We start from the raw sequence: 22,060 nt of genomic DNA, 5'->3' as shown, positions 1-22,060 counted from the left end.
TCGCTTCCGAATCAAGCACTCACACTCATCGACTGTATTTTTTTAAAGATCGTTTCGCTGCTTCTGCATCACTTCGTTTCCGTGTGTGCTGCAGCGAGAGGCCGAAATATACGGACCTTGCCGTACCGGGTCAACCACTACCAAGCAATAAAACCGTAGTAATACGCTAAGTTATTGATTTGTATAAAACACAAATCTGTATTAAAAAAGCAAACAAGCCGCATTTTCCTGCGGCTTGTTTAAAACAGAAGCAATATAACTATGACATATAGCGCTTTATATGATGATTCCGCCGCCCAAGCAGACTTCTCCGTCATACAGCACCACAGATTGCCCCGGTGTAACGGCCCACTGCGGCTCATCAAAGCGTAACTCACAACGCCCATCTTCTATCCAAACCAGCTCACATGCAGCATCTTGCTGGCGGTAACGTGTTTTCGCAGTGTAGCGCCCCAGTGCAGGCTGCTCACCCAACACCCAGGAAAGATCTTGTGCCTGCAAAGTGCCTTTAAGCAGCAAAGGATGATTATGCCCCTGCACCACGATCAGCTCATTTTTAGCCATGTCCTTACCTGCAACAAACCAAGGCGCTCCCTCTCCCCCAATCCCCAAGCCCTGACGCTGACCGATGGTGTGGTACATTAACCCCATATGCTCCCCCATAAGCTTACCTTCAGGCGTAACCATCGGCCCTGGTACTTTAGGCAAGTAGCGATTAAGAAACTCACGGAACGGGCGCTCACCAATAAAGCAGATCCCGGTGCTGTCTTTTTTCCTGGCGTTATGAAGGCCAATTTTCTCTGCCAGCTCACGCACTTCTGTTTTCAGCATATTGCCCAATGGGAAGACTGCGTGGGCAACTTGCTCTTGGCTAAGCTTATATAGAAAGTAGCTTTGATCCTTACTAGCGTCTTTAGCACGAAGCAGCTCTGTCCGGCCATCCGGACGCACCCGATTTGAAGCGTAATGCCCCGTTGCAAGCTTAGTGCCTCCCAATTTGATCGCATAATCAAGAAAGCACTTAAATTTAATTTCGCTATTGCACAAAATATCTGGATTGGGCGTTCGGCCCGCCGAGTACTCGGCCAAGAAATAGCTGAACACTCGTTCTTTATATTCTTGAGCAAAATTAACCAGCTCGATCTCAACCCCTACTTTATCTGCCACCGAGATCGCATCCAGGCTGTCTTCTTTAATAGAACAATACTCATCGGTATTATCATCTTCCCAGTTTTGCATGAAGACACCAACCACGTCGAAGCCCTGCTCCTTTAATAGCCACGCGGTCACCGAGGAATCTACCCCGCCAGAAAGGCCCACTACAATTTTGTCAGACATACTTATATTCCAGTAAACGTAATAATATCGCCTCAGCGATCAAAATCACGCAAAATCTCCAGCGGGTAACGACGCCCCGCCAAATAATCATCGATACATGCCAGCAGCAAGGGACTGCGGTGCTGCTCAGCGCGTGCCATAATTTCATCACGGGTTAACCACACAGCCCGCTCAATATCCGCATCCAAAACGCGCCCAACTGCAATCCCGGCAAGATCGCCCATAAATGCAAAGCGAAGATAAGTTAACTCTGGCCGCTCCGGCGGTGACCATTGATACACGCCAATTAAAGAACGTGGCACAAAATGGTGTGCGGTTTCTTCTAATGTTTCACGTATCGCCGCTTCAACAATACTCTCCCCATGCTCAATATGGCCAGCAGGTTGATTAAGCTTTAACTGACCTGCAATTCGCTCTTCAACCAGCAAAAAACGCCCGTTCTCTTCAATAACAGCAGCAACTGTTGCATTAGGCTTCCACATTGAATTTTCCTTAAAAATAAAGCCAACTCATAATGTTTAACGCGTTTTATTTGGCCCGCGACGGCCGCGCTGCTTAGGTTTTGCCGGCAAAGCACCAGGCTTGACAAGCCGGGGAGCATCAACTGTCTCAGCCTTCCAAGCCCCCGGAGATAACCCATCCAAAGACCACTCCCCAATTGCATAGCGAACCAATCTTAAGGTTGGAAAGCCCACTTTGGCTGTCATACGCCGCACCTGGCGATTTTTGCCCTCCCGAATAATAATCTCCAGCCAGGTTGTGGGTACGCTGGCCCGGAAGCGTACAGGTGGCACACGTGGCCACAGGCCAGAAGGCTCCTCAATGATCCTGACCTGCGCCGGCTGAGTAATAAAATCGCCCAAATCCACGCCTGTCAGCAAAGGCTGTAAATCTGACAAACTCGGGCTACCCTCTACCTGCACCCAATATGTTTTAGGCAATTTATGCTTGGGATCGGCAATTTTCGCCTGCAAAGACCCTGAATCCGTTAAAAGCAGCAAGCCTTCTGAGTCAGTATCCAAACGCCCTGCTGGATAAACATCCTTAATAGGAACAAAATCAGCCAGCGAAGCATGCGGTGGCGAAGGGGAGAACTGACAGATCACCCCGTAAGGTTTATTTAAAAGTATAAGCTGAGGCATAGCGGCTTGGCAGTATTGCTACAAAACAGCGATAATAGGCTGTTTTTTCGTCGGCGCCCCACAAGAAATTCACAATACCAGCCGACGAAATGCGACAAACCACTCGACACAACAGGAATACACAGATGAGCCTGATCAAAGTTCCGCAAGATGGCGCGAAAATCGTCCAAAACCTTGCGACTCCAGATAATCCGATTATCCCGTTCATCGAAGGCGACGGCATTGGTGTAGATATCACCCCAGTCATGATCGACGTTGTCGACGCTGCGGTAAAGAAATGCTACGGTGGCGGCCGTAAAATCCACTGGATGGAAATCTATTGTGGTGAAAAAGCCTCCAAATTGTATCCGGATGGCACTTACCTGCCCGAAGAAACACTAGCTGCACTGCAAGAATATGTTGTATCAATCAAAGGCCCGCTGGCAACACCAGTAGGGGGTGGCATCCGCTCACTGAACGTAGCACTGCGTCAACAACTTGATCTTTATGTTTGTCTGCGCCCGGTTCGTTACTTCCAGGGTGTTCCCTCCCCTGTTAAGCACCCGGAACAGATCGAAATGGTTATTTTCCGTGAAAATACCGAAGACATCTACGCGGGTATCGAGTGGGACGCACAATCGGAAGGCGCTAAAAAAGTCATTGATTTCTTGCAAAATGAAATGGGCGTGAAGAAAATTCGCTTCCCGGAATCCTCAAGCATCGGCATCAAACCCGTTAGCAAAGAAGGTACCGAACGCTTAGTACGTCGTGCAATCCAGTACGCAATCGACAACAACCGCAAGAGCGTTACCCTTGTTCACAAGGGCAACATCATGAAATACACCGAAGGCATGTTCCGTACTTGGGGCTACGAATTAGCCAAGAAAGAATTTGGCGGAATAGAAATTGATGGCGGCCCATACCTTGAACTGCCAAACGGTATCGTCATTAAAGATGTGATTGCTGATGCATTCTTGCAGCAAATCCTCTTACGCCCAGCTGAATACGATGTAATTGCAACACTCAACCTGAATGGCGATTATATTTCTGACGCCCTGGCAGCACAGGTAGGCGGGATTGGGATTGCTCCGGGCGCAAACTTATCTGATAGCGTTGCCATGTTTGAAGCAACGCACGGCACAGCACCAAAGTATTCCGGCCAAGACAAAGTAAACCCTGGCTCACTACTGCTTTCTGCTGAAATGATGCTGCGTCATATGGGCTGGAAAGAAGCTGCCGACCTGATCATCGCAGCGATGGAAAAAACCATTGCAGACAAAATTGTTACTTACGATTTTGCCCGCCTGATGGACAATCCTACAGAAGTAAGCTGCTCTGGCTTTGGTAAAGCAATTATTGAACGTATGTAATACTGACTCCGGCAAATCAGCCAGATCTGACCCCGCTTCGGCGGGGTTTTTATTTGATCAAAACCATGATGCACAAACCCCAGACGTGAAAAAACCCCGCCTTGGCGGGGTTTTTGATCACCAGCGGCTAATTAAGCAGCTTGGATGTTAGAGGCTTGTTTGCCTTTAGCACCATTGGTGATGTCGAAAGAAACGCGTTGGCCTTCTTTCAGAGTTTTGAAGCCTGGCATGTTGATCGCTGAGAAGTGAGCGAAAATGTCTTCGCCGCCTTCGTCTGGAGTAACAAAGCCGAAGCCTTTAGAATCATTGAACCACTTTACGGTACCTAGAGCCATTTTGGCACTTCCTATCTAAACGATGAAACATGGACCACCTCAAAATGAGGCCCGATTAAGGGGTTGGTCCGAAAAAACCCGCATGAGCGGGATACCATATCACCTGACTGGGATTAAGCAGCCTGGATGTTAGAGGCTTGTTTGCCTTTAGCACCATTGGTGATCTCGAAAGAAACGCGTTGGCCTTCTTTCAAGGTTTTGAAGCCTGGCATGTTGATCGCGGAGAAGTGAGCGAAGATGTCTTCGCCGCCTTCGTCTGGAGTAACAAAGCCGAAGCCTTTAGAATCATTGAACCACTTAACAGTGCCCAGAGCCATTTGGGGTCTTTCCTATCAACTTGTAAAACATGAACCGCCTCGAAGAGGCACCATGAGGTTTGAGGTCCAAGACCAGCAAAACGGCCAAACCGGTACTGCAGAAACTTGTACATCAAACTCGAGCCACCTTTTTACGCGACTTTTACACCGGAGGTCAAGTAAAATTCTAAAAATAGATGCTTATGCCCAATAAAAAAACCACAATAAAAAGAGCAGGCACGCCATCCACCCATCTTCATGCAGATCAGAGCTTGAAAAAGAACGGGGGCGGACCAAAATGATTATAAACCACACGATATGGTAGAAAAATGCCTGCACAGCATCAAACCGATGCCGAACTTAATCAGCAATCGACACTCTCACCACCACCCGCTTTGTGGCGTGTACTTCTGCTAAACGATGACTTTACACCGATGGATTTTGTCATCAATGTGTTAGAAAAATTTTTCGGAATGAACCGTGAACGGGCAACGCAGGTTATGCTTAAAGTTCACACAGAGGGACGCGGAATGTGCGGGGTATTCCCCAAGGACATTGCGTCCACCAAGGTCGCAGAGGTCAGCCAGTATTCAAGGCAACATCAGCAACCACTGCAATGCACAATGGAGGTGAACGAATGATTGCCCAAGAACTAGAAGTCAGCCTCCACATGGCCTTTACGGATGCGAGGCAAAAGCGCCACGAATACATTACCGTGGAACATCTTTTACTTGCACTGCTTGATAACCCTTCAGCAGCTGAAGTGTTACGCGCTTGCGGTGCACATATGGACGAGCTGCGCCGCCAGCTGGGTGATTTTGTAAAAGAACACACCCCGGTTGTGTCAGGCGATGGTGAAGTTGAAACACAGCCAACCATTGGCTTTCAGCGTGTCATCCAGCGCGCCATTCTGCATGTACAGTCTTCGGGTAAAAAAGAAGTGACCGGAGCCAATGTACTCGTCGCCATTTTTGGCGAAAAAGACAGCCACGCTGTTTATTACCTGCATCAACAAGCCATCACCCGCCTGGATGTAGTGAACTTTATTGCTCATGGTATTGCAAAATCGGCAAACGCCCAGCAACCAATCCCGCGCACAGAGCAAAATGAAGAACATGAAGAAGAAACAACAACAGGGGGAGCGCTCAGCAGCTTTACAGAAAACTTAAACCAACAAGCCCTATCCGGGCGTATTGATCCTCTGATTGGTCGTGAGCATGAATTAGAACGCGTGATTCAAACGCTCTGCCGCCGCCGCAAAAACAACCCACTCCTCGTGGGGGAAGCTGGCGTAGGCAAAACGGCGATTGCAGAAGGGCTGGCCCGCCGGATTGTTGAAGGCAATGTACCGGACGTTCTTAAAGATGCCACTGTTTACGGGCTGGACATGGGCGCGCTTCTGGCTGGCACCAAATACCGTGGCGATTTTGAGCAACGCTTAAAAGCAGTAATCAAACAGCTGCAGGAAGAGCGCAATGCGGTGCTGTTCATCGATGAGATTCACACGCTGGTGGGTGCTGGCGCAGCCTCAGGAGGTACGCTGGATGCGTCTAACCTGCTGAAACCAGCCTTATCTAATGGCTCTTTGAAATGCATAGGCGCAACAACCTACACTGAGTACCGCGGCATTTTTGAGAAAGATAACGCCTTATCACGCCGCTTCCAGAAAATCGATGTGCCTGAGCCAACGGTAGAGCAAACGATTGAAATTCTTAAGGGCCTGAAAGATAAATTTGAGCAGCACCATGGCGTGAAATACACCTTGGCGGCACTCACAACGGCAGCCGAACTTTCTGCGAAATATATCAATGATCGTCATTTGCCTGACAAAGCCATTGACGTCATCGATGAGGCCGGCGCTGCGCAAAAAATCCTGCCAAAATCGAAACAAAAGAAAACCATTAACAAGCACGAGATCGAAGAAATCGTTGCAAAGATTGCACGGATTCCGCCAAAGAGTGTCTCTACAGATGACCGTAACACGCTAAAAACACTTGAGAGCGATCTTAAACACGTTGTGTTTGGCCAGGAAAAAGCGATTGAATCTGTGGCCACCTCTATCAAGATGGCTCGTGCGGGCTTAGGCAACCCACAAAAACCAATTGGTGCATTCTTATTTAGCGGCCCTACAGGGGTTGGCAAAACCGAGGTAGCCCGTCAGCTTGCCTATACGATGGGCATTGAATTGCTGCGCTTTGATATGTCCGAGTATATGGAACGCCATGCAGTAAGCCGCCTGATTGGTGCACCTCCGGGATATGTTGGCTTTGAACAGGGAGGTTTACTGACGGAAGCTATTACCAAGCACCCTTACGCAGTATTGCTGCTGGATGAAATCGAAAAAGCTCATCCGGATATCTTTAATGTGCTGTTGCAAGTGATGGATCATGGCACGCTTACAGATAATAACGGGCGCAAGGCTGATTTCAGAAATGTAGTTATCGTCATGACAACGAATACGGGAGCAGAAACGCTCACAAAATCAGTCATTGGCTTTACCAACAGCAAACAGACCGGCGATGAGATGCAGGAAATTAAGCGCATGTTCACACCAGAGTTCCGCAACCGTCTGGATGCAATTATTCCTTTCGCCCCACTTTCGCATGAAATTATTATGCAAGTTGTGGATAAATTCCTGATTCAGCTCGAAGTCCAGCTACAGGAAAAGAAAGTAGAAGCACATTTTACCCCGGCTTTGAAAACACACCTCGCTGCTGAAGGCTTTGATCCATTGATGGGAGCAAGGCCAATGGCCAGATTAATTCAGGACACCATCCGCAAGGCGCTGGCCGATGAATTACTCTTTGGCCGTTTAATTCATGGCGGTGAAGTCACGATTGATATTGATGACGATGGAAAAGTCAGCTTGGAAATTCCTAATAAAATAGCGATACCAGCCTGATTCTCCCAAACAAAAAGCCCCTTCTCATTTAAGAAGGGGCTTTTTTTATTCCAAGACCAATAAGAATTAATTAAGCCTGTTGTTGCACCACAACTGTTTGCGCAGGCATAGGCACCGGAAACCCAGCAGCTGCCAGACTCTCTTTAATAGTGCGATTGGTATCAAAGTAAACCTGCCAATAATGATCATTATGGCAATACGGGCGCACCACCAGGACCGGTCCAACCAAATTAAATTCAAGAATTTCTACATCAACCTTAGGATCAGCAAGCACGTTCGGAATCGCAGCAATCTTTTCGCGCAAAACCTGCATAGCCGCTGCATGATCTGTACTTCCAGCCAATTGTGCTTTTAAATCAACGCGACGAAATGGATTTAAGGTGAAGTTTTGAATGTTATCGGAAAAAATTTTATTGTTTCCGATTAAAGTCATTACATTGTCTGGCGTATTCAGCATAGTAGAAAACAAGCCAATCTCACTGACTGTGCCTACTACTCCTGCTACGGCAACAAAATCCCCAACTTTAAATGGACGCAAAACAATAATAAATGCACCTGCCGCAAAATTGGCCAGCAAGCCAGACCACGCCATCCCAATCGCGATACCACCGGCAGCAATTAAAGCTGCAAAGGTCGTGGTTTGAATACCGCAATACCCCAGAATGCCGATGACTAAAAGTATGTTCAGCGTAACAGTAATGACAGAGCCCACATAACGCAAAACGGTTGGATCTACCTTCTGCTTACCTAAAGAACTTTGTACTAAACGTACTGCCAAGCCAATTAACCATCTGCCGATTACCCAAAAAGCAATTGCAGCAATGATTTTTACACCAAACTCAGCCACATAGCCCATGGCAAGATCCTGGTATTTTTGCGCCCACGTTGCGTCCATTCTCTATCCCCCAAAGCCGCCAGACGGCGGGTTAATTATGAGATTAGCATATTGCGATTGCGCTTATGAACGAGAACCACGCGGATGGTGTTCTTTATGCAACGATTTCAAACGGGCTGTCGCTACATGAGTATAAATTTGTGTCGTTGTAATATCTGCATGCCCTAATAGCATCTGCACTACACGTAAATCCGCACCATGATTTAACAAGTGAGTGGCAAATGCATGCCGCAAAACATGAGGGCTTAAATGTTTGTTATCAATTCCAGCCGCTGCTGCATATTGTTTAATAATGTACCAAAACCCTTGGCGGGTTAATGCATGCCCCCGCTGATTTACAAACGCCTCTGCCACTTGATGCCCCCCCACCAGAGCAGGGCGGGAATGCGCCAAATATTGCTCAACCCAATCAGCAGCAACCTCCCCCATCGGCACTAAACGCTGTTTACCACCTTTACCAGCCAATATCTGCACATAGCGTTCACGTAATTTAATCTGCCCCAAAGGCAAAGTTACCAGCTCAGTAACACGTAAACCGGTTGCATACATCAACTCCAGCATGGCTCTGTCTCTCAGGCCACTGGCCTGATCAAGCTCCGGCGCTTGCAACAGAGATTCAATCCTTGCTTCATCCAACGCTTTTGGCAAAGGGCGCACTCGCTTAGGAGCAGTCAGCTCTGCAGTTGGATCAAAGCCAGCTTGCCCGGATAAGATCCAGTGGCGGTAAAATTTTCGCAAACTGGCCATACGCCTGGCCAAAGTTGCAGCTTTCATATCACGTGCCTGCCTCGCCAAAAATGCCTGAACGCACTCCCGGTCTGCAGCCAGCAAATTGCATTTACGCTCTGTAATCAACCAATGAGCCCAAATCAGCAAATCACGACGATAGCTGTCAATTGTATTCTTAGATAACTGATCACTAAGCCATACGCCATCCAAAAACTCATCAATCAATACCAGCTGTTCATCCATAAGGGCTTCGCTCATATTTCAACACCCTCATGCTTCAGCAACCAGCGCTTAATTGGCAACCAGTCCACACCATTGCGACCAGCGTTAAAACCACCCAAGCCTGCAGCGGCCACAACCCGATGACAAGGAATCAGTAAAGGTAAAGGATTACGCCCGCAAGCACCGCCAACAGCACGGGGGCTTGAATAAATTCGCTTAGCAATTTCTGCATAGGTTGTCAGCTGCCCAATAGGAATCATCGCTATTTCATCCAAAACCTTACTTTGATGCTCACTTACAGACAAAGCCCAAGGTAAATCAAAGATAAAAAAAGGATCCTGAAAATAAGCTGCCAGCTGATAAGCAGCCTCCTGCAGCAAAGTGCCATGAGCCATCTGCAAAGGAGAGGAGGAGGGAAGAAACTCGACTAAAACAAGACGCTCATTACGCTCGGCCAGCCCAATTGGGCCAACAGAGCTGGAAATAACGGCATAACGATCTGTACTTTCGATACGCATAACAAACCCAGATGTTATGGAAACGAAAACGCGGGCACCTGGCCCGCGTTTGAATACTGTATTGCTTAAAAAAATTAAGCAGCAGCTTTTGCAACAACCTTACGAGCTGGCAATTTTTCCTTGATACGTGCGGACTTGCCTGAACGATCACGGAGGTAGTAAAGCTTAGCACGACGTACATCGCCGCGACGTTTCACTTCAACACCAGCAACCAGCGGAGAGTAAGTTTGGAAAGTACGCTCAACACCCATACCGGCGGAAATTTTACGCACGATAAAGGAGCTATTCAGGCCACGATTACGCTTAGCAATCACAACGCCTTCATAAGCCTGCAGACGCTCACGTGTACCTTCCTTAACCTTGACCTGAACGATCACGGTATCGCCAGGAGCGAATTCAGGAAGAGTCTTAGCTAAGCGAGCGATTTCTTCTTGCTCAAGTTGTTGAATCAAATTCATGGGTATAACTCCAATGTGAAGCTTGTTCCTTCAAAGGTGGTCAAACCACCTGATCTTGGTTTATCACCAGATCCGCCTTAAATTCGGCCAGAAGACGAGCTTCCTCTTTTGATAGCTGTCGCTTTGTTAACAAGTCAGGCCTACGCAAAAATGTTCGGCCTAAAGACTGTTTTAAGCGCCAGCGCCGTATCAGCGCATGGTTTCCTGAAAGTAAGACTTCCGGTACGCTCATGCCCAGATAATTTTCGGGACGGGTGTAATGCGGGCAATCCAGCAACCCATCCACAAATGAATCTTCTTCTGCGCTCGCTGCAGTATTAAGTACACCAGGCAATTGGCGAATGATGGCATCCATCAGCACCATTGCAGGCAACTCTCCACCTGAGAGCACATAATCGCCGACTGAGATTTCCTCATCAATCTGACGATCCAGCAAACGCTCATCCACCCCCTCATAACGACCACATAACAAGACCAAACCCGGCTTTTGAGCCAGTTCCAAGACTTTATCGTGCGTTAATGCCGCCCCTTGGGGAGATAAATAGACGGTATGCGTAGCAGCAACACCCTCTTTACGCTGCCTATTTTTAGCTGCTTCAAGCGCACTTTCAAGAGGCTCTGGCAACATCACCATACCGGGGCCGCCACCATATGGCCGGTCGTCCACAGTACGATGTTTGTCTGCGGTGAAATCACGTGGATTCCAGCTGTTAAGTCCAAAAAGACCTAATTCAACCGCTCGTCTTGTGATGCCATGACGAGTGATCGCCTCAAACATCTCAGGAAACAAAGTGACCACATCGAAGTGATACACCTCAGCCTTAGTAATCAAGGCCCCAATCCACAGAGATTGTTTTAGCAGCAAGATCAACCCTGAGCACAACATGAGCTACAAAAGGCAGCAGACGCTCGGTCTGTCCGTCTTTTACAACGATCACATCGTTAGCACCGGTTTCAAACAAGTTATCCACAACACCAAGCTTTTCACCTTGCACATTGATGACATCGAGGCCGATTAAATCGACCCAGTAATACTCATCAGCAGCAGGGGCTGGTAACAGGCTACGGGAAACTGCAATTTTACTGCCTTTAAGTGCAAATGCCGCATCGCGATCATTAACACCATCAAGCTGAGCTGCTAATTTCTTTGTGTGAACCTGGCCTTCAACAAGCTTAAAAGCCTGCCATTGACCATCACGGCCGATCCACCAAGTGTCGTAGTCAAAAAGACTATCGGCATCTTCAGTATCACCAACCAGGTTGATCCAGCCATGTACACCAAAAGCCCCACTTACATAGCCCATGATCAAAAGATCATCAGGCACCGGCAGCGAAGCCCGTTTTTGCATAGTCACGGCTTGAATCAAGCAGCAGCAACAGCAGCTGGCTTGTAGTTTTTCAGCAGCTTGGCAACGGAGTCAGAAGCTTGTGCACCAACGCCTACCCAGTAGCTAACGCGGTCCATAGCTAGACGCACGCCTTCTTCGCCATCTTTGGCGAGTGGATTGTAAAAGCCAAGACGCTCAACAAAGCGACCATCACGACGATTACGGGAGTCGGTTACAACAACGTTGTAAAACGGACGGTTTTTAGCACCGCCGCGGGAAAGACGAATAACAACCATGGCATTAAACCCAATAATGGAGATTAATTTAAAGGGGTTCGATTATGAAACAAAACACCAAACCCCGCAAGAATAACCGGCAAAAGTACAGCAAAAACAATCACGTTGTAAAGCCTAACGTGATATTCGGCTGCCGGTCAGGTTCGAATATTTTAAAAATGTCAGTACAAAATGAAAGCTTTCCCCACAAGGCGGGCAAGCAATACAGCAGATGCAAGGCAAACCTCAAGTAGCCCGGCACCCGCATTTTTAATCACATGCCGGGCAGCATTCCCTTCATGCCGCTCATGCCTCGCATCAATTTAGCCATGCCCCCCTTGGAGAATTGCTTCATCATTTTTTGCGTTTCTTCAAACTGCTTCAAAAGACGATTCACTTCTTGCACTTGTACTCCTGCCCCGGCTGCAATGCGGCGCTTTCGGCTGGCTTTTAACAACTCTGGTTTACGACGCTCTTCCGGTGTCATTGAGTTGATAATGCCTTCAATACGTGCCACCGATTTATCTGTTACCTGGCTATTGGCCATCTGGCTCACTTGCCCTGGTAACTTATCCATCAGTGCGCTCATCCCGCCCATTTTTTTCATTTGCTGGATTTGCGTTTTAAAATCTTCCAAGTCAAACCCTTTGCCGGATTTAACTTTTTTCATCATTTTGAGCGCCTCTTCCTGATCGACGCTGTTTTGCACGTCTTCAATCAGAGAAAGTACATCGCCCATGCCCAAAATACGGCCAGCCATGCGATCAGGATGGAATGGCTCCAGCCCTGTCAGCTTCTCACCCGTACCTAAAAATTTAATTGGCTTCCCCGTAATATGCCGCACCGACAGAGCAGCACCACCACGTGAATCACCGTCCATTTTGGTAAGGATCACACCTGTTAAAGGAAGTGCCTCATTAAAGGCTTTTGCAGTATTAACCGCATCCTGCCCCTGCATGGCATCAACCACAAACAGCGTTTCAACGGGATTTACGGCCCCATGCAGCGCTTTAATTTCGGCCATCAAGGCCTCATCAATAGCCAGACGCCCCGCCGTATCGACAATCAGCACATCATGGAAATGTTTTTTCGCATAATCATGGGCGGCAAATGCAATCTCAACCGGCTTTTGCCCTACATCAGAAGGAAACCACTCCACCTCTAATTGACCAGCCAGCATTTTCAGCTGTTCAATTGCAGCCGGGCGATAAACGTCTGTTGAAACCAATAAAACTTTTTTCTTTTGTGTTTCTTTCAGAAGTTTTGCTAATTTACCCGAAGTCGTTGTCTTACCTGCACCTTGCAAACCTGCCATTAAAATCACAGCAGGCGGAACTGCGGCCAAGTTCAGAGCATCATTTTGCGCCCCCATCAGCTTAGTCAGTTCTTCGTGCACAACACCGATTACTGCTTGACCCGGTGTAAGACTACCAATAACTTCTTGCCCCTGAGCGCGAACTTTCACGTCATTAATAAACTGCTTAACGACAGGCAAAGCCACATCAGCCTCAAGCAAAGCCATGCGTACTTCACGCATTGCGTCTTGAATATTATCCTCAGTCAGGCGAGACTGACCCCGCAGGTTTTTGACAACACCAGAAAGACGACTAGAAAGATTTTCAAACATGCGTATCCTTTGCTTGGCGACTGCCCCAAGAGGGACCTCGCTCTGATAGACTTATATGATGACCATTTTACCTGAAGTTAGCCCGGCAACTTATTTCGCACTGCTGGCTTTAACCATTTATCTGCTATTAGGCTGGCATTTTTGCCGCAGCCGGCTTGCCTCATCACGCCCCAAGCGGCTGCTTAGCCCTGCACTTGAGCTGGTTTTGTTAGCCTCAGGCTTGGTTTTACACGCCCTGGCACTTTTCCCACCTTTACTATGGTCAAGTAATCTGCATTTTGGTGCGGCAGAGGCACTCTCATTGAGTGCATTTTCCACCCTGTGCATTTATCTGTGTGGCCAGCTGTTCTGGAAAATGGACGGCCTGCAGCCCCCTATGCTGGGTATAGCGGCAATATTTTTATTTATTTCCCAGCTATTACCGATTGGGCATTCAATAACTTACCCCCTCAGCCTGCTGTCGCGAGGCCACTTTTTGCTGGCAATGTTTGCCCATGGAATGCTGCTAAATGCTGCTGGTGTTGCCATTCTAATGCGTTTTGCTGATAGAACATTACACAAAGCTCAGGCAGGCTCTCTCATTCGGACACTGCCGCCGCTGATGACACTTGAGCGACTCATGTTTGCTTGTGTAGGCCTCGGCTTTATTTTACTGACTTTAGCGCTACTCTCCGGAATCTTTTTTGCTGAACAAGTATTCGGACACGGCTTAGTATTTTCACACAAAATTATCCTTTCCATTGCAGCATGGCTGGTTTTTGGCACTTTGCTTCTGGGGCGATGGAAAAATGGCTGGCGTGGGCGCTTTGCGGCTAACTGGACACTTTTTGGCTTTGCTCTGCTTTTTCTGGGCTATATAGGGAGCCGTTTTGTTCTTGAGGCGCTACTACACCGCCCTTTTTAGGCCTTTTAAAAAATACGGCTTAAGCCATACAAATTACGGACATAGCAACGACATTGGAACACATTTCATTATCTTATCTATATCTTGCTCTTGGCCTATGCTTAGCAACTTCCGCATTCTTTTCTGCAGCGGAAACAGCAATGATGGCGGTTAACCGCTATAAAATTGCCAGTAAAGCACGCCAGGGACATTTAGCGGCAGCACGAACACAAAAACTACTGAACCAAACCGATAAGCTACTTTCCGTTATTTTAATTGGCAATACGCTTATCAACACCGCATCAGCAACGCTTTCCACTCTGATTGCAAGCAAGCTGTTTGCCGGGAATGATTTTGCACTAGGTACGGCCACGTTGTTGGTGGCCTTTGCAATTCTTATTTTTTCCGAAGCAACGCCCAAAGTATTAGCCGCCAACTATGCAGAATCTTTTGCCTATGCAGCGTCTTATCCGCTGCTTATCCTGCTTCGCATTTTTTATCCGGCAGTCTGGCTGGTCAATCTGTTTGTCAGTGCGCTCATTAAAGTTTTACGCTTAAAAAAAAACCAGAACAATCAGCACGCACTTTCACCTGAAGAATTACGCCTGTTAGTATTAGAATCAGGGCGTTATATGGAAAAAAAACACCATACAATTCTTCTGAATTTATTTGAACTGGCGAGCATTACAGTAGACGATGTAATGACTCCACGTCATCAAATTGAGAGCATAGATTTAGATGCACCAACGGATGAGATTCGTAAACAAATTTTCACCTGCCACCATACCCGTCTCCCCGTTTACTCAAGTAACCCGGACAACATCACGGGAATTTTGCATATTCGAAAAATTTTATCCTTAAAAGAGGACGAAATAGACCAGGCAAGACTGAGTGAAATGATGCGGCCGCCTTACTTTATTCCTTCAAGTACGCCGTTATTTACCCAGCTGCAAAATTTTCAAGAAAATAAACGCAGAATGGCCGTAGTCGTTGATGAATATGGAGAAATGCAAGGTCTTGTTACCCTGGAAGATATTCTGGAGCAAGTTGTTGGAGAATTCACCACCAATGCTCCGGCTCAGGGCAAAGCATTAAGACAACCCGATGGCAGTGTACTGCTCGATGGCGCATCCAGCCTTCGGGAGCTCAATAGAAAATTACGTCTGGCATTTCCTGTAGATGGGCCTAAAACATTAAATGGACTGATACTTGAACACTTTGAAGATATCCCTGATGCGGGTACTTGCCTTGTTTTAGCAGGGCAGCGAATTGAAATTGTTCAAACACAAGACCGAAGTATTCGCGTTATTCGCCTTTATGCCCAAGATACTTAATTATGTTCTTGATCTATCAAGGTTTTAAAGGGAAAGAAAGCGCAAGATTAAAAGGTATTTGCTAAACTAAAAACGTAAGGCAATACCGACAGTTTCTCCTCTTTTCGATTACATATTGAAGACCATGTCAGCACCTAACTCACCTGTATCTGGTCTCGCCCGCCTGCTTGTTCAGCATGGCAGATTAATTGAAGCGGACGCTGAAGCGCTGCAATCTACAGCGAACAGCAGTAAAACGCCGTTTATTGAGCAACTGATACGCAGTCACAAAATGACCGCGAGAGATGTTGCTGAATTTTCATCTCAGGCGTTTGGCTATCCTCTTCTTGATCTGGACCATATTGATCCAAGCTACATCCCCCAAGGCGTGCTAGACAATAAAGTGATGCAGATTCAACGCATCGTGCCGCTCTTTAAGCGCGGCACCAAATTGTTTATCGGGCTATCGGATATCACTAACCTGCAAGCGCTGGAAGAAGTGCGCTTTCAAACCGGACTGCAAGTACAGCCACTGGTGGTGGAAGACAGTAAACTCGTTAGTCTGCTGGATAAACTCATCGAGTCTACCGGGGCCAATCTAAGCAATATGGCGCTGGATGATGTCGATTTGGAAATGGGCGGTGGGGAAGAAGACACCACTCAAAACGAGACTGCCGCGCTGGAAGTTGACGATGCCCCCATCGTAAAATACCTGCAAAAGATTCTGCTCGATGCCATTAATGCAGGCGTTTCGGATATTCACTTTGAGCCTTACGAGAAATTCTTCCGCATTCGCTACCGCCTGGATGGTGTATTGCGTGAAGTAGCGCAGCCTCCGCTGGCAATTAAAGACAAACTTGCTTCGCGTATTAAAGTTATCTCAAAACTGGATATCTCTGAAAAACGCGTACCACAAGATGGCCGGATGAAGCTGGTGCTTTCCAAAAGCCGGGCCATCGATTTCCGGGTATCCACCATGCCCACCATGCACGGTGAGAAGATTTGTATGCGGATTCTGGATCCCTCCTCTGCCACCTTAGGTATTGATGCCTTGGGCTACGAGCCGGATCAGAAAGAAATCCTGCTGGAAGCCATTCAGCGGCCCTACGGCATGATTTTGGTCACGGGTCCAACTGGGTCTGGAAAGACCGTTTCGCTCTACACCTGCTTAAATATTTTAAATCAGCCAGGCATCAATATTTCCACGGCCGAAGATCCATGTGAAATTAACTTACCTGGCGTTAATCAGGTGAACGTGAATGAAAAATCTGGTCTGACTTTTGCAGTCGCCCTGAAAGCCTTCTTGCGCCAGGATCCGGACATCATCATGGTGGGGGAAATCCGGGATTTAGGCACTGCCGATATCTCGATTAAAGCCGCGCAAACAGGGCATATGGTGTTTTCTACCCTGCACACAAACGATGCGCCCACCACACTGACACGGATGCTGAATATGGGGATTGCCCCATTTAATATTGCATCGTCAGTGATTTTAATTACCGCACAGCGACTGGCCAGAAAACTGTGCAGTTGCAAAACGCCCATTGATATTCCACATCAGGCCCTGCTCGATGCAGGTTTTGAAGAAGAAGAACTTGATGGGACCTGGACCCCTTATAAGCCCGTAGGCTGCGATATTTGCAAGGGTTCAGGCTATAAAGGCCGCGTTGGCATTTATCAGGTCATGCCCATTACTGATGCAATGAATCGCATCATCATGACCAATGGCAATGCGATTGATATTGCTGACCAGGCTAAGCGTGACGGCGTTCGTGATTTACGAGGTTCTGGCTTGCGTAAAGTAAAACAAGGCCTGACCTCATTAGAAGAAGTCATGGCGGTAACCAATGAATAATATCCAAAGAGGGGCGTCATGGCGCTAGCACCCAAAACACTAAAAGTAAAAGAATTTACTTTTATCTGGGAAGGAAAAGATCGCAGTGGCAAGATTGTCAAAGGCGAAGTACGGGCAAGTGGTGAGCACGTGGTCAAAAACACGCTTCGCCGCCAGGGCATCAATGTCTTAAAAGTCAAAAAACAAAGAATGGGGACTGGCAAAAAGATTACCGAGGAAGACATCACCATGTTTACCCGGCAACTGGCCACCATGCTTAAATCTGGCGTGCCACTGCTCACTTCATTTGATATTGTGGCCAAAGGCCACAGCAATCCATCTGTGACCAAGCTGCTGATGGATATCAAAAATGATATTGAAACCGGCTCTTCACTTACACAGGCATTCCGAAAACACCCCAATGAATTTGATGCACTGTATTGCAATCTGATTCAGGCAGGTGAACAAGCAGGTATTTTAGATGCCCTGCTGGCAAGGCTTGCCACCTACAAAGAGAAAACGCTGGGCGTTAAAAAGAAAATTAAATCTGCTCTGTTTTATCCAACCGCCGTTATCGTTGCGGCTTTTGTGATTACTGCGGTGATTATGATTTTTGTTATTCCCGCGTTTAAAGAGTTATTTTCCAGCTTTGGCGCCAACTTACCAACGCCCACCTTAGTGGTCATGGCAATCTCTGATGTCTTCGTTACATATTGGTGGCTCATATTTGGCGGGATATTCGGCGGGATTTGGGGCTTTTTAAAAGCATGGAAAAAATCAGAAGCGATTCAAATCGTAATGGATCGTTTACTGCTTAAAGTGCCGATTATTGGCAAAATCATGCTGGATGCAACTATTGCACGCTGGTGCCGTACCCTCTCCACCATGTTTGCAGCGGGTGTACCTTTAGTAGACTCACTTGATTCTGTTGGCGGAGCAGCAGGGAATTATCTCTACAAGATTGCTACAAAAAAAATCCAAACCGAAGTGAGCACCGGTACCAGCCTGACTTTATCTATGCAAAGCACCAATATGTTCCCCAATATGGTGATGCAGATGGTTGCAATTGGCGAAGAATCGGGTGCACTGGATTCAATGCTGAGTAAAGTTGCAGATTATTACGAAGAAGAAGTGGATAACGCTGTAGAGGCCTTATCCAGCTTAATGGAACCCATCATCATGGTGGTCCTGGGCACACTGATCGGCGGTTTAGTTGTAGCCATGTACTTACCAATTTTCAAAATGGGCGAGGTTGTCGGTTAATGATTGAGTTGTTTTTAGACAGCCCGGCTGTATTTGGTGGCTTTTTATTTGTACTTGGCTTATTAGTTGGCAGTTTTCTGAATGTAGTGATTCACCGCATTCCAAAAATAATGGAGCAAGAATTCAGGCAGCAGTGTCAGATGATCGACGCTCCTGTCGATGCTCCAATGCCCAAAGTGCCCACCTATAATTTGATTATTCCACGCTCAGCCTGCCCCGGCTGCGGACATGCCATCAGTGCTTTAGAGAATATTCCTGTTATTAGTTATTTAGTTTTACGCGGGCGCTGTAATGCGTGTAAAACTTCCATCAGCCCGCGTTATCCTCTGATTGAGCTGCTTTGTGCAGCACTGACGACAATTGTGGGGTTGCATTTTGGTGTGACCATAGCGGCGATTGCAGCAATTATGCTGACATGGTCGCTGATTTCACTGGTCTTTATTGACGCAGACACCTATCTGCTGCCCGACAACATCACCCTGCCCCTGCTCTGGCTGGGACTGCTTTTCAATTTAAATAATGTCTTTGTGCCCTTAGATCAGGCCGTTATCGGTGCAGTAGCAGGCTACCTGGTACTCTGGAGCGTGTACTGGCTGTTTAAGCTAATCACAAAAAAAGAAGGCATGGGCTACGGCGACTTTAAACTGCTGGCAGCATTGGGCGCATGGTTTGGATGGCAGGCTTTACCAAGTATTATTTTGCTATCATCCATCAGCGGCGCAGTCATCGGCATTGCTCTGGCCATTCTGGCCAAACGAGGCATGGGCAAACCCATGCCTTTTGGTCCTTATTTAGGGATTGCAGGCTGGCTGACTTTGTTACTTGGCAGCTCATTGCAGCAGCTGATATTTAATGGTGTACCCGCATAATGCGTGCAGACGGGATGAAAATTATCGGGCTGACCGGAGGGATAGGCAGTGGCAAATCAACCGTTGCCCGTCTTTTTGCTGAGCTGGGGGTGCCTGTCATTGATACTGATGAGATAGCGCACCAACTGAGCCGCCCACCCTCGGAAGCCTTAGAACAAATTGCCTTAGAATTTGGCACAGATTTTATAGAGAAAGAGGGTGGCCTTAACCGCTCCCGGATGCGCGAACTCATTTTTGCCGACGCTGATGCAAAAGTAAAACTTGAAAATATCTTCCATCCGCGCATCAAGGCGATTGTGATGCAACAGCTGGACAAACAATCACCCCATACACCTTATGTTTTATTGGTTGTTCCGTTATTATTCGAAACGAATACTTACAGCAGCATCATAGACAGCAGCCTTCTTGTAGATTGCTCTGAAGAACATCAAATTGAGCGGGTAAAATTACGCAGTGGCCTGAAAAATTCAGAAATTACAGCGATTATTGCCAATCAACTGCCAAGAAAAGCACGAATACAACGCGCAAATGATATTATTTTGAATGAAAGCTCTCTTGCTCATTTACAATCCAGCGTTAGCACTCTCCACCAGCGATATCAGGATCAAACATGTCGGTTTACGTAATTGATTTTCATAAACCATTTTTTGCTGCAAAATCGAATATCTTCGCCGGTTAGACGCATCGTGATTAGCTACGAATTCCCTATCAACGAGCGCATTCGCACCCTCTTGCGCCTCGAAAACTTATACAACCGCACCATTCAGTATGTGGCACGCGACTCTGCTGCAGACCATCATGCAGCATTGCTTGGTATATTTGAAATCATGGAAGTAGCCAGTCGTGCCGACATGAAGTCAGATCTGCTTCAGGAATTAGAGCGTCAGCGACAAGCTCTGTCAGCTCTTCGAAATAATCCGCAGATATCAGAAGATGCTCTCGAACGAGTATTAGTAGATATAGAAGAAACGCATTGCAAAATGCTGAATATGACAGGAAAGTTTGGCCAGGCACTAAGAGAAAATGAATGGCTGATGGCCATCAAACAGCGCGTTACGATTCCTGGCGGAGCCTGTGCTTTTGACCTTCCTTCCTACCATTACTGGCAACAACAAAGCGCTGAATACCGCAGAGCAGACATTGATGGCTGGTTTAACCCGCTGCTTCCCATCAAACAAGGGTTAGACATAGTGCTCCGCCTGCTCAGGGACAGCATGCGTGAAAACAATTACACCGCAAAAAATGGCAATTTCCAGCAAATGTCTGGTGGAAAAACGGTTCAGCTATTAAGAGTCAGCCTGCCTGAACATTTAGCAGCCGTGCCTGAGCTCTCAGCAAACCGTTATGCCATTAATATTCGTTTTGTTGTGCCATCAACCAGTGGAGAACGCGCTAAGGTTGTCGATACAGATGTCGACTTTGGTCTTGGCTACTGCAACTTATGAACACACCTGCTTTTCAAACTAAATGCCCAAGTTGTGGTAAACAACATACATATTCAACCGACAATCCCAGCCGCCCATTTTGCTCTGAACGCTGTAAATTAATCGATTTAGGCCGCTGGGCCAATGAAGAATACGCAATCCCGGTGCCAGCCAGCCACGCCGAAGACTCTGATTCTCTCCCTGATTAAAATTTTTTAAGCTGTCATTTCAGCTTCATCTCAACGTCATAGCAGCGTCATCTGCAAGCTTTAAGTTTCCTCATACACAGGAGGAAACCAATGCTTCAAACTCAGATTACCCCAAGCCGTAAACGTAAACTCTCTGTATGTATTGCGGACAATGAAGAGCTGATCCGTGCTGCACAAGCTTTACGATACCGGGTTTTCGTTGAAGAAATGGGCGCGCATATTGTATGCCGTGAGCCAGGCATCGACCGGGATCTGTTTGATGCCTACTGTGACCATCTGCTGGTCCAGGACGATGAAACCGGTGAGGTTGTCGGCACTTATCGTATTCTCCCCCCCCACCAGGCACGTAAATTAGGCAGTTATTACTCCGACACCGAGTTTGATCTGACGAGGTTAGGTCATTTGCGCGAACAACTGGTTGAAATTGGTCGCTCCTGCGTGCACCCGGACTACCGCTCTGGTGCCACAATTACACTGCTGTGGGCTGGTCTTGCTGAGTATATGAGCAAGAACCAGTACAACTACCTCATTGGCTGCGCCAGTGTCTCCATCGGCGATGGAGGGCATGTTGCAGCCAGCCTTTACCGCAAACTGGCTAAAGATAAACTGGCCCCTGTTGAATGGCGTGTATTCCCACGCTGCCCGTTGCCTATTTCGACACTCAACCAAAGACTTGAAACTGAAATCCCTCCGCTGATTAAAGGATATCTTCGCGCTGGCGCATTAATTTGTGGCGAGCCGGCATGGGATCCTGACTTTAATACGGCCGACCTTTTTATTATCTTGCCGATGCAAAATTTAGATATGCGCTATGCCAGACACTTCATGCGGTGATCTTCACACTCAAGGTA

Annotated in this window: 25 protein-coding genes; 12 read left to right on the top strand and 13 right to left on the bottom strand. The window is 47.3% G+C overall.

The window, feature by feature from the left end; genetic code table 11:
• Window positions 1-276: 276 nt before the first annotated feature.
• The 3 genes from mnmA to HA050_RS19745 are packed head-to-tail and all read right to left on the bottom strand — an operon-like array spanning window position 277 to window position 2,480.
• On the bottom strand, window positions 277-1,338 hold the full coding sequence (gene mnmA, locus HA050_RS19755) for a tRNA 2-thiouridine(34) synthase MnmA (RefSeq protein WP_205836516.1): 1,062 nt from the start codon (window positions 1,336-1,338) through the stop codon (window positions 277-279).
• A 32-nt stretch (window positions 1,339-1,370) separates the two neighbouring features.
• Complete coding sequence (locus HA050_RS19750) at window positions 1,371-1,820, bottom strand: NUDIX hydrolase (protein WP_166829980.1); 450 nt, start codon at window positions 1,818-1,820, stop codon at window positions 1,371-1,373.
• Window positions 1,821-1,856: 36 nt separating this feature from the next.
• A complete protein-coding gene (locus HA050_RS19745) occupies window positions 1,857-2,480 on the bottom strand; it encodes a pseudouridine synthase (RefSeq protein WP_166829977.1) in 624 nt (207 codons plus the stop codon).
• 125 nt (window positions 2,481-2,605) lie between these two features.
• On the opposite strand from HA050_RS19745, the gene icd reads away from it, so the two are divergent.
• Window positions 2,606-3,829 (top strand): NADP-dependent isocitrate dehydrogenase, encoded by a 1,224-nt coding sequence (gene icd, locus HA050_RS19740; protein ID WP_099396453.1) that lies wholly within the window; start codon window positions 2,606-2,608, stop codon window positions 3,827-3,829.
• Between the two features lie 131 nt (window positions 3,830-3,960).
• On the opposite strand, the gene HA050_RS19735 is transcribed toward icd, so the two are convergent.
• The gene (locus HA050_RS19735; protein ID WP_046351602.1) at window positions 3,961-4,164 is read right to left on the bottom strand and encodes a cold-shock protein; all 204 of its coding nucleotides are present in this window, start codon (window positions 4,162-4,164) and stop codon (window positions 3,961-3,963) included.
• Window positions 4,165-4,277: 113 nt separating this feature from the next.
• Window positions 4,278-4,481: a cold-shock protein gene (locus HA050_RS19730; RefSeq protein ID WP_046351601.1), complete on the bottom strand. Its 204-nt coding sequence runs from the start codon at window positions 4,479-4,481 to the stop codon at window positions 4,278-4,280.
• 308 nt (window positions 4,482-4,789) lie between these two features.
• Here HA050_RS19730 and clpS point away from each other — a divergent pair, with 308 nt between their 5' ends.
• Window positions 4,790-5,101, top strand: a complete 312-nt coding sequence (gene clpS, locus HA050_RS19725; protein ID WP_046351600.1) for an ATP-dependent Clp protease adapter ClpS — start codon at window positions 4,790-4,792, stop codon at window positions 5,099-5,101.
• A complete protein-coding gene (clpA, locus tag HA050_RS19720) occupies window positions 5,098-7,362 on the top strand; it encodes an ATP-dependent Clp protease ATP-binding subunit ClpA (RefSeq protein ID WP_166829974.1) in 2,265 nt (754 codons plus the stop codon). The genes clpS and clpA overlap by 4 nt, the downstream gene beginning before the upstream one ends.
• 70 nt (window positions 7,363-7,432) lie before the next feature.
• Here the strand turns inward: clpA and HA050_RS19715 are convergent, their stop codons facing one another.
• From HA050_RS19715 to ffh, 8 genes are all read right to left on the bottom strand, one after another.
• Window positions 7,433-8,218, bottom strand: coding sequence for a mechanosensitive ion channel family protein (locus HA050_RS19715; protein ID WP_240929181.1), 786 nt, complete (start codon window positions 8,216-8,218; stop codon window positions 7,433-7,435).
• A 102-nt stretch (window positions 8,219-8,320) separates the two neighbouring features.
• Window positions 8,321-9,244: a site-specific tyrosine recombinase XerD gene (xerD, locus tag HA050_RS19710; protein WP_166829970.1), complete on the bottom strand. Its 924-nt coding sequence runs from the start codon at window positions 9,242-9,244 to the stop codon at window positions 8,321-8,323.
• Window positions 9,241-9,726: a methylated-DNA--[protein]-cysteine S-methyltransferase gene (locus HA050_RS19705; RefSeq protein ID WP_166829968.1), complete on the bottom strand. Its 486-nt coding sequence runs from the start codon at window positions 9,724-9,726 to the stop codon at window positions 9,241-9,243. Before HA050_RS19705 ends, xerD begins: the two co-directional genes overlap by 4 nt.
• 74 nt (window positions 9,727-9,800) lie before the next feature.
• Complete coding sequence (gene rplS / locus HA050_RS19700; protein ID WP_099396458.1) at window positions 9,801-10,184, bottom strand: 50S ribosomal protein L19; 384 nt, start codon at window positions 10,182-10,184, stop codon at window positions 9,801-9,803.
• A gap of 40 nt (window positions 10,185-10,224) precedes the next feature.
• A complete protein-coding gene (gene trmD, locus HA050_RS19695; RefSeq protein WP_332841475.1) occupies window positions 10,225-10,998 on the bottom strand; it encodes a tRNA (guanosine(37)-N1)-methyltransferase TrmD in 774 nt (257 codons plus the stop codon).
• 7 nt (window positions 10,999-11,005) lie between these two features.
• Window positions 11,006-11,533, bottom strand: coding sequence for a ribosome maturation factor RimM (rimM, locus tag HA050_RS19690; RefSeq protein WP_166829964.1), 528 nt, complete (start codon window positions 11,531-11,533; stop codon window positions 11,006-11,008).
• Window positions 11,534-11,547: 14 nt separating this feature from the next.
• Window positions 11,548-11,808, bottom strand: coding sequence for a 30S ribosomal protein S16 (gene rpsP / locus HA050_RS19685; protein WP_046351593.1), 261 nt, complete (start codon window positions 11,806-11,808; stop codon window positions 11,548-11,550).
• Between the two features lie 253 nt (window positions 11,809-12,061).
• Entirely contained in the window at window positions 12,062-13,414 is a 1,353-nt protein-coding gene (gene ffh / locus HA050_RS19680; protein ID WP_166829962.1) for a signal recognition particle protein, read from the bottom strand.
• A gap of 55 nt (window positions 13,415-13,469) precedes the next feature.
• Here ffh and HA050_RS19675 point away from each other — a divergent pair, with 55 nt between their 5' ends.
• The 9 genes from HA050_RS19675 to HA050_RS19635 all read left to right on the top strand — a co-directional run bounded on the left by HA050_RS19675 (window position 13,470) and on the right by HA050_RS19635 (window position 22,043).
• Window positions 13,470-14,318: a cytochrome C assembly family protein gene (locus HA050_RS19675; protein ID WP_166829960.1), complete on the top strand. Its 849-nt coding sequence runs from the start codon at window positions 13,470-13,472 to the stop codon at window positions 14,316-14,318.
• 53 nt (window positions 14,319-14,371) lie between these two features.
• On the top strand, window positions 14,372-15,631 hold the full coding sequence (locus HA050_RS19670) for an HlyC/CorC family transporter (RefSeq protein ID WP_166829958.1): 1,260 nt from the start codon (window positions 14,372-14,374) through the stop codon (window positions 15,629-15,631).
• A 124-nt stretch (window positions 15,632-15,755) separates the two neighbouring features.
• The gene (gene pilB, locus HA050_RS19665; protein ID WP_166829955.1) at window positions 15,756-17,465 is read left to right on the top strand and encodes a type IV-A pilus assembly ATPase PilB; all 1,710 of its coding nucleotides are present in this window, start codon (window positions 15,756-15,758) and stop codon (window positions 17,463-17,465) included.
• An 18-nt stretch (window positions 17,466-17,483) separates the two neighbouring features.
• Window positions 17,484-18,707 carry a type II secretion system F family protein gene (locus HA050_RS19660; RefSeq protein ID WP_166829952.1) on the top strand — a complete coding sequence of 408 codons (1,224 nt, stop codon included), beginning with the start codon at window positions 17,484-17,486 and terminating at the stop codon, window positions 18,705-18,707.
• Entirely contained in the window at window positions 18,707-19,576 is an 870-nt protein-coding gene (locus HA050_RS19655) for a prepilin peptidase (protein ID WP_166829949.1), read from the top strand. The genes HA050_RS19660 and HA050_RS19655 overlap by 1 nt, the downstream gene beginning before the upstream one ends.
• Window positions 19,577-19,590: 14 nt before the next feature.
• Window positions 19,591-20,202, top strand: coding sequence for a dephospho-CoA kinase (coaE, locus tag HA050_RS19650; protein WP_166829946.1), 612 nt, complete (start codon window positions 19,591-19,593; stop codon window positions 20,200-20,202).
• 60 nt (window positions 20,203-20,262) lie between these two features.
• A complete protein-coding gene (gene zapD / locus HA050_RS19645; protein WP_166829943.1) occupies window positions 20,263-21,021 on the top strand; it encodes a cell division protein ZapD in 759 nt (252 codons plus the stop codon).
• Window positions 21,018-21,209, top strand: coding sequence for a DNA gyrase inhibitor YacG (locus tag HA050_RS19640; protein ID WP_099396468.1), 192 nt, complete (start codon window positions 21,018-21,020; stop codon window positions 21,207-21,209). The genes zapD and HA050_RS19640 overlap by 4 nt, the downstream gene beginning before the upstream one ends.
• A 90-nt stretch (window positions 21,210-21,299) precedes the next feature.
• A complete protein-coding gene (locus tag HA050_RS19635) occupies window positions 21,300-22,043 on the top strand; it encodes a GNAT family N-acetyltransferase (protein ID WP_166829940.1) in 744 nt (247 codons plus the stop codon).
• Window positions 22,044-22,060 lie beyond the last annotated feature (17 nt).

This window comes from Iodobacter violaceini, from assembly GCF_011601265.1.
GTDB lineage: Bacteria > Pseudomonadota > Gammaproteobacteria > Burkholderiales > Chitinibacteraceae > Iodobacter > Iodobacter violaceini.
Note: the sequence above shows the minus strand (reverse complement) of the source record. Positions and strands in the feature narration are given on the sequence as shown.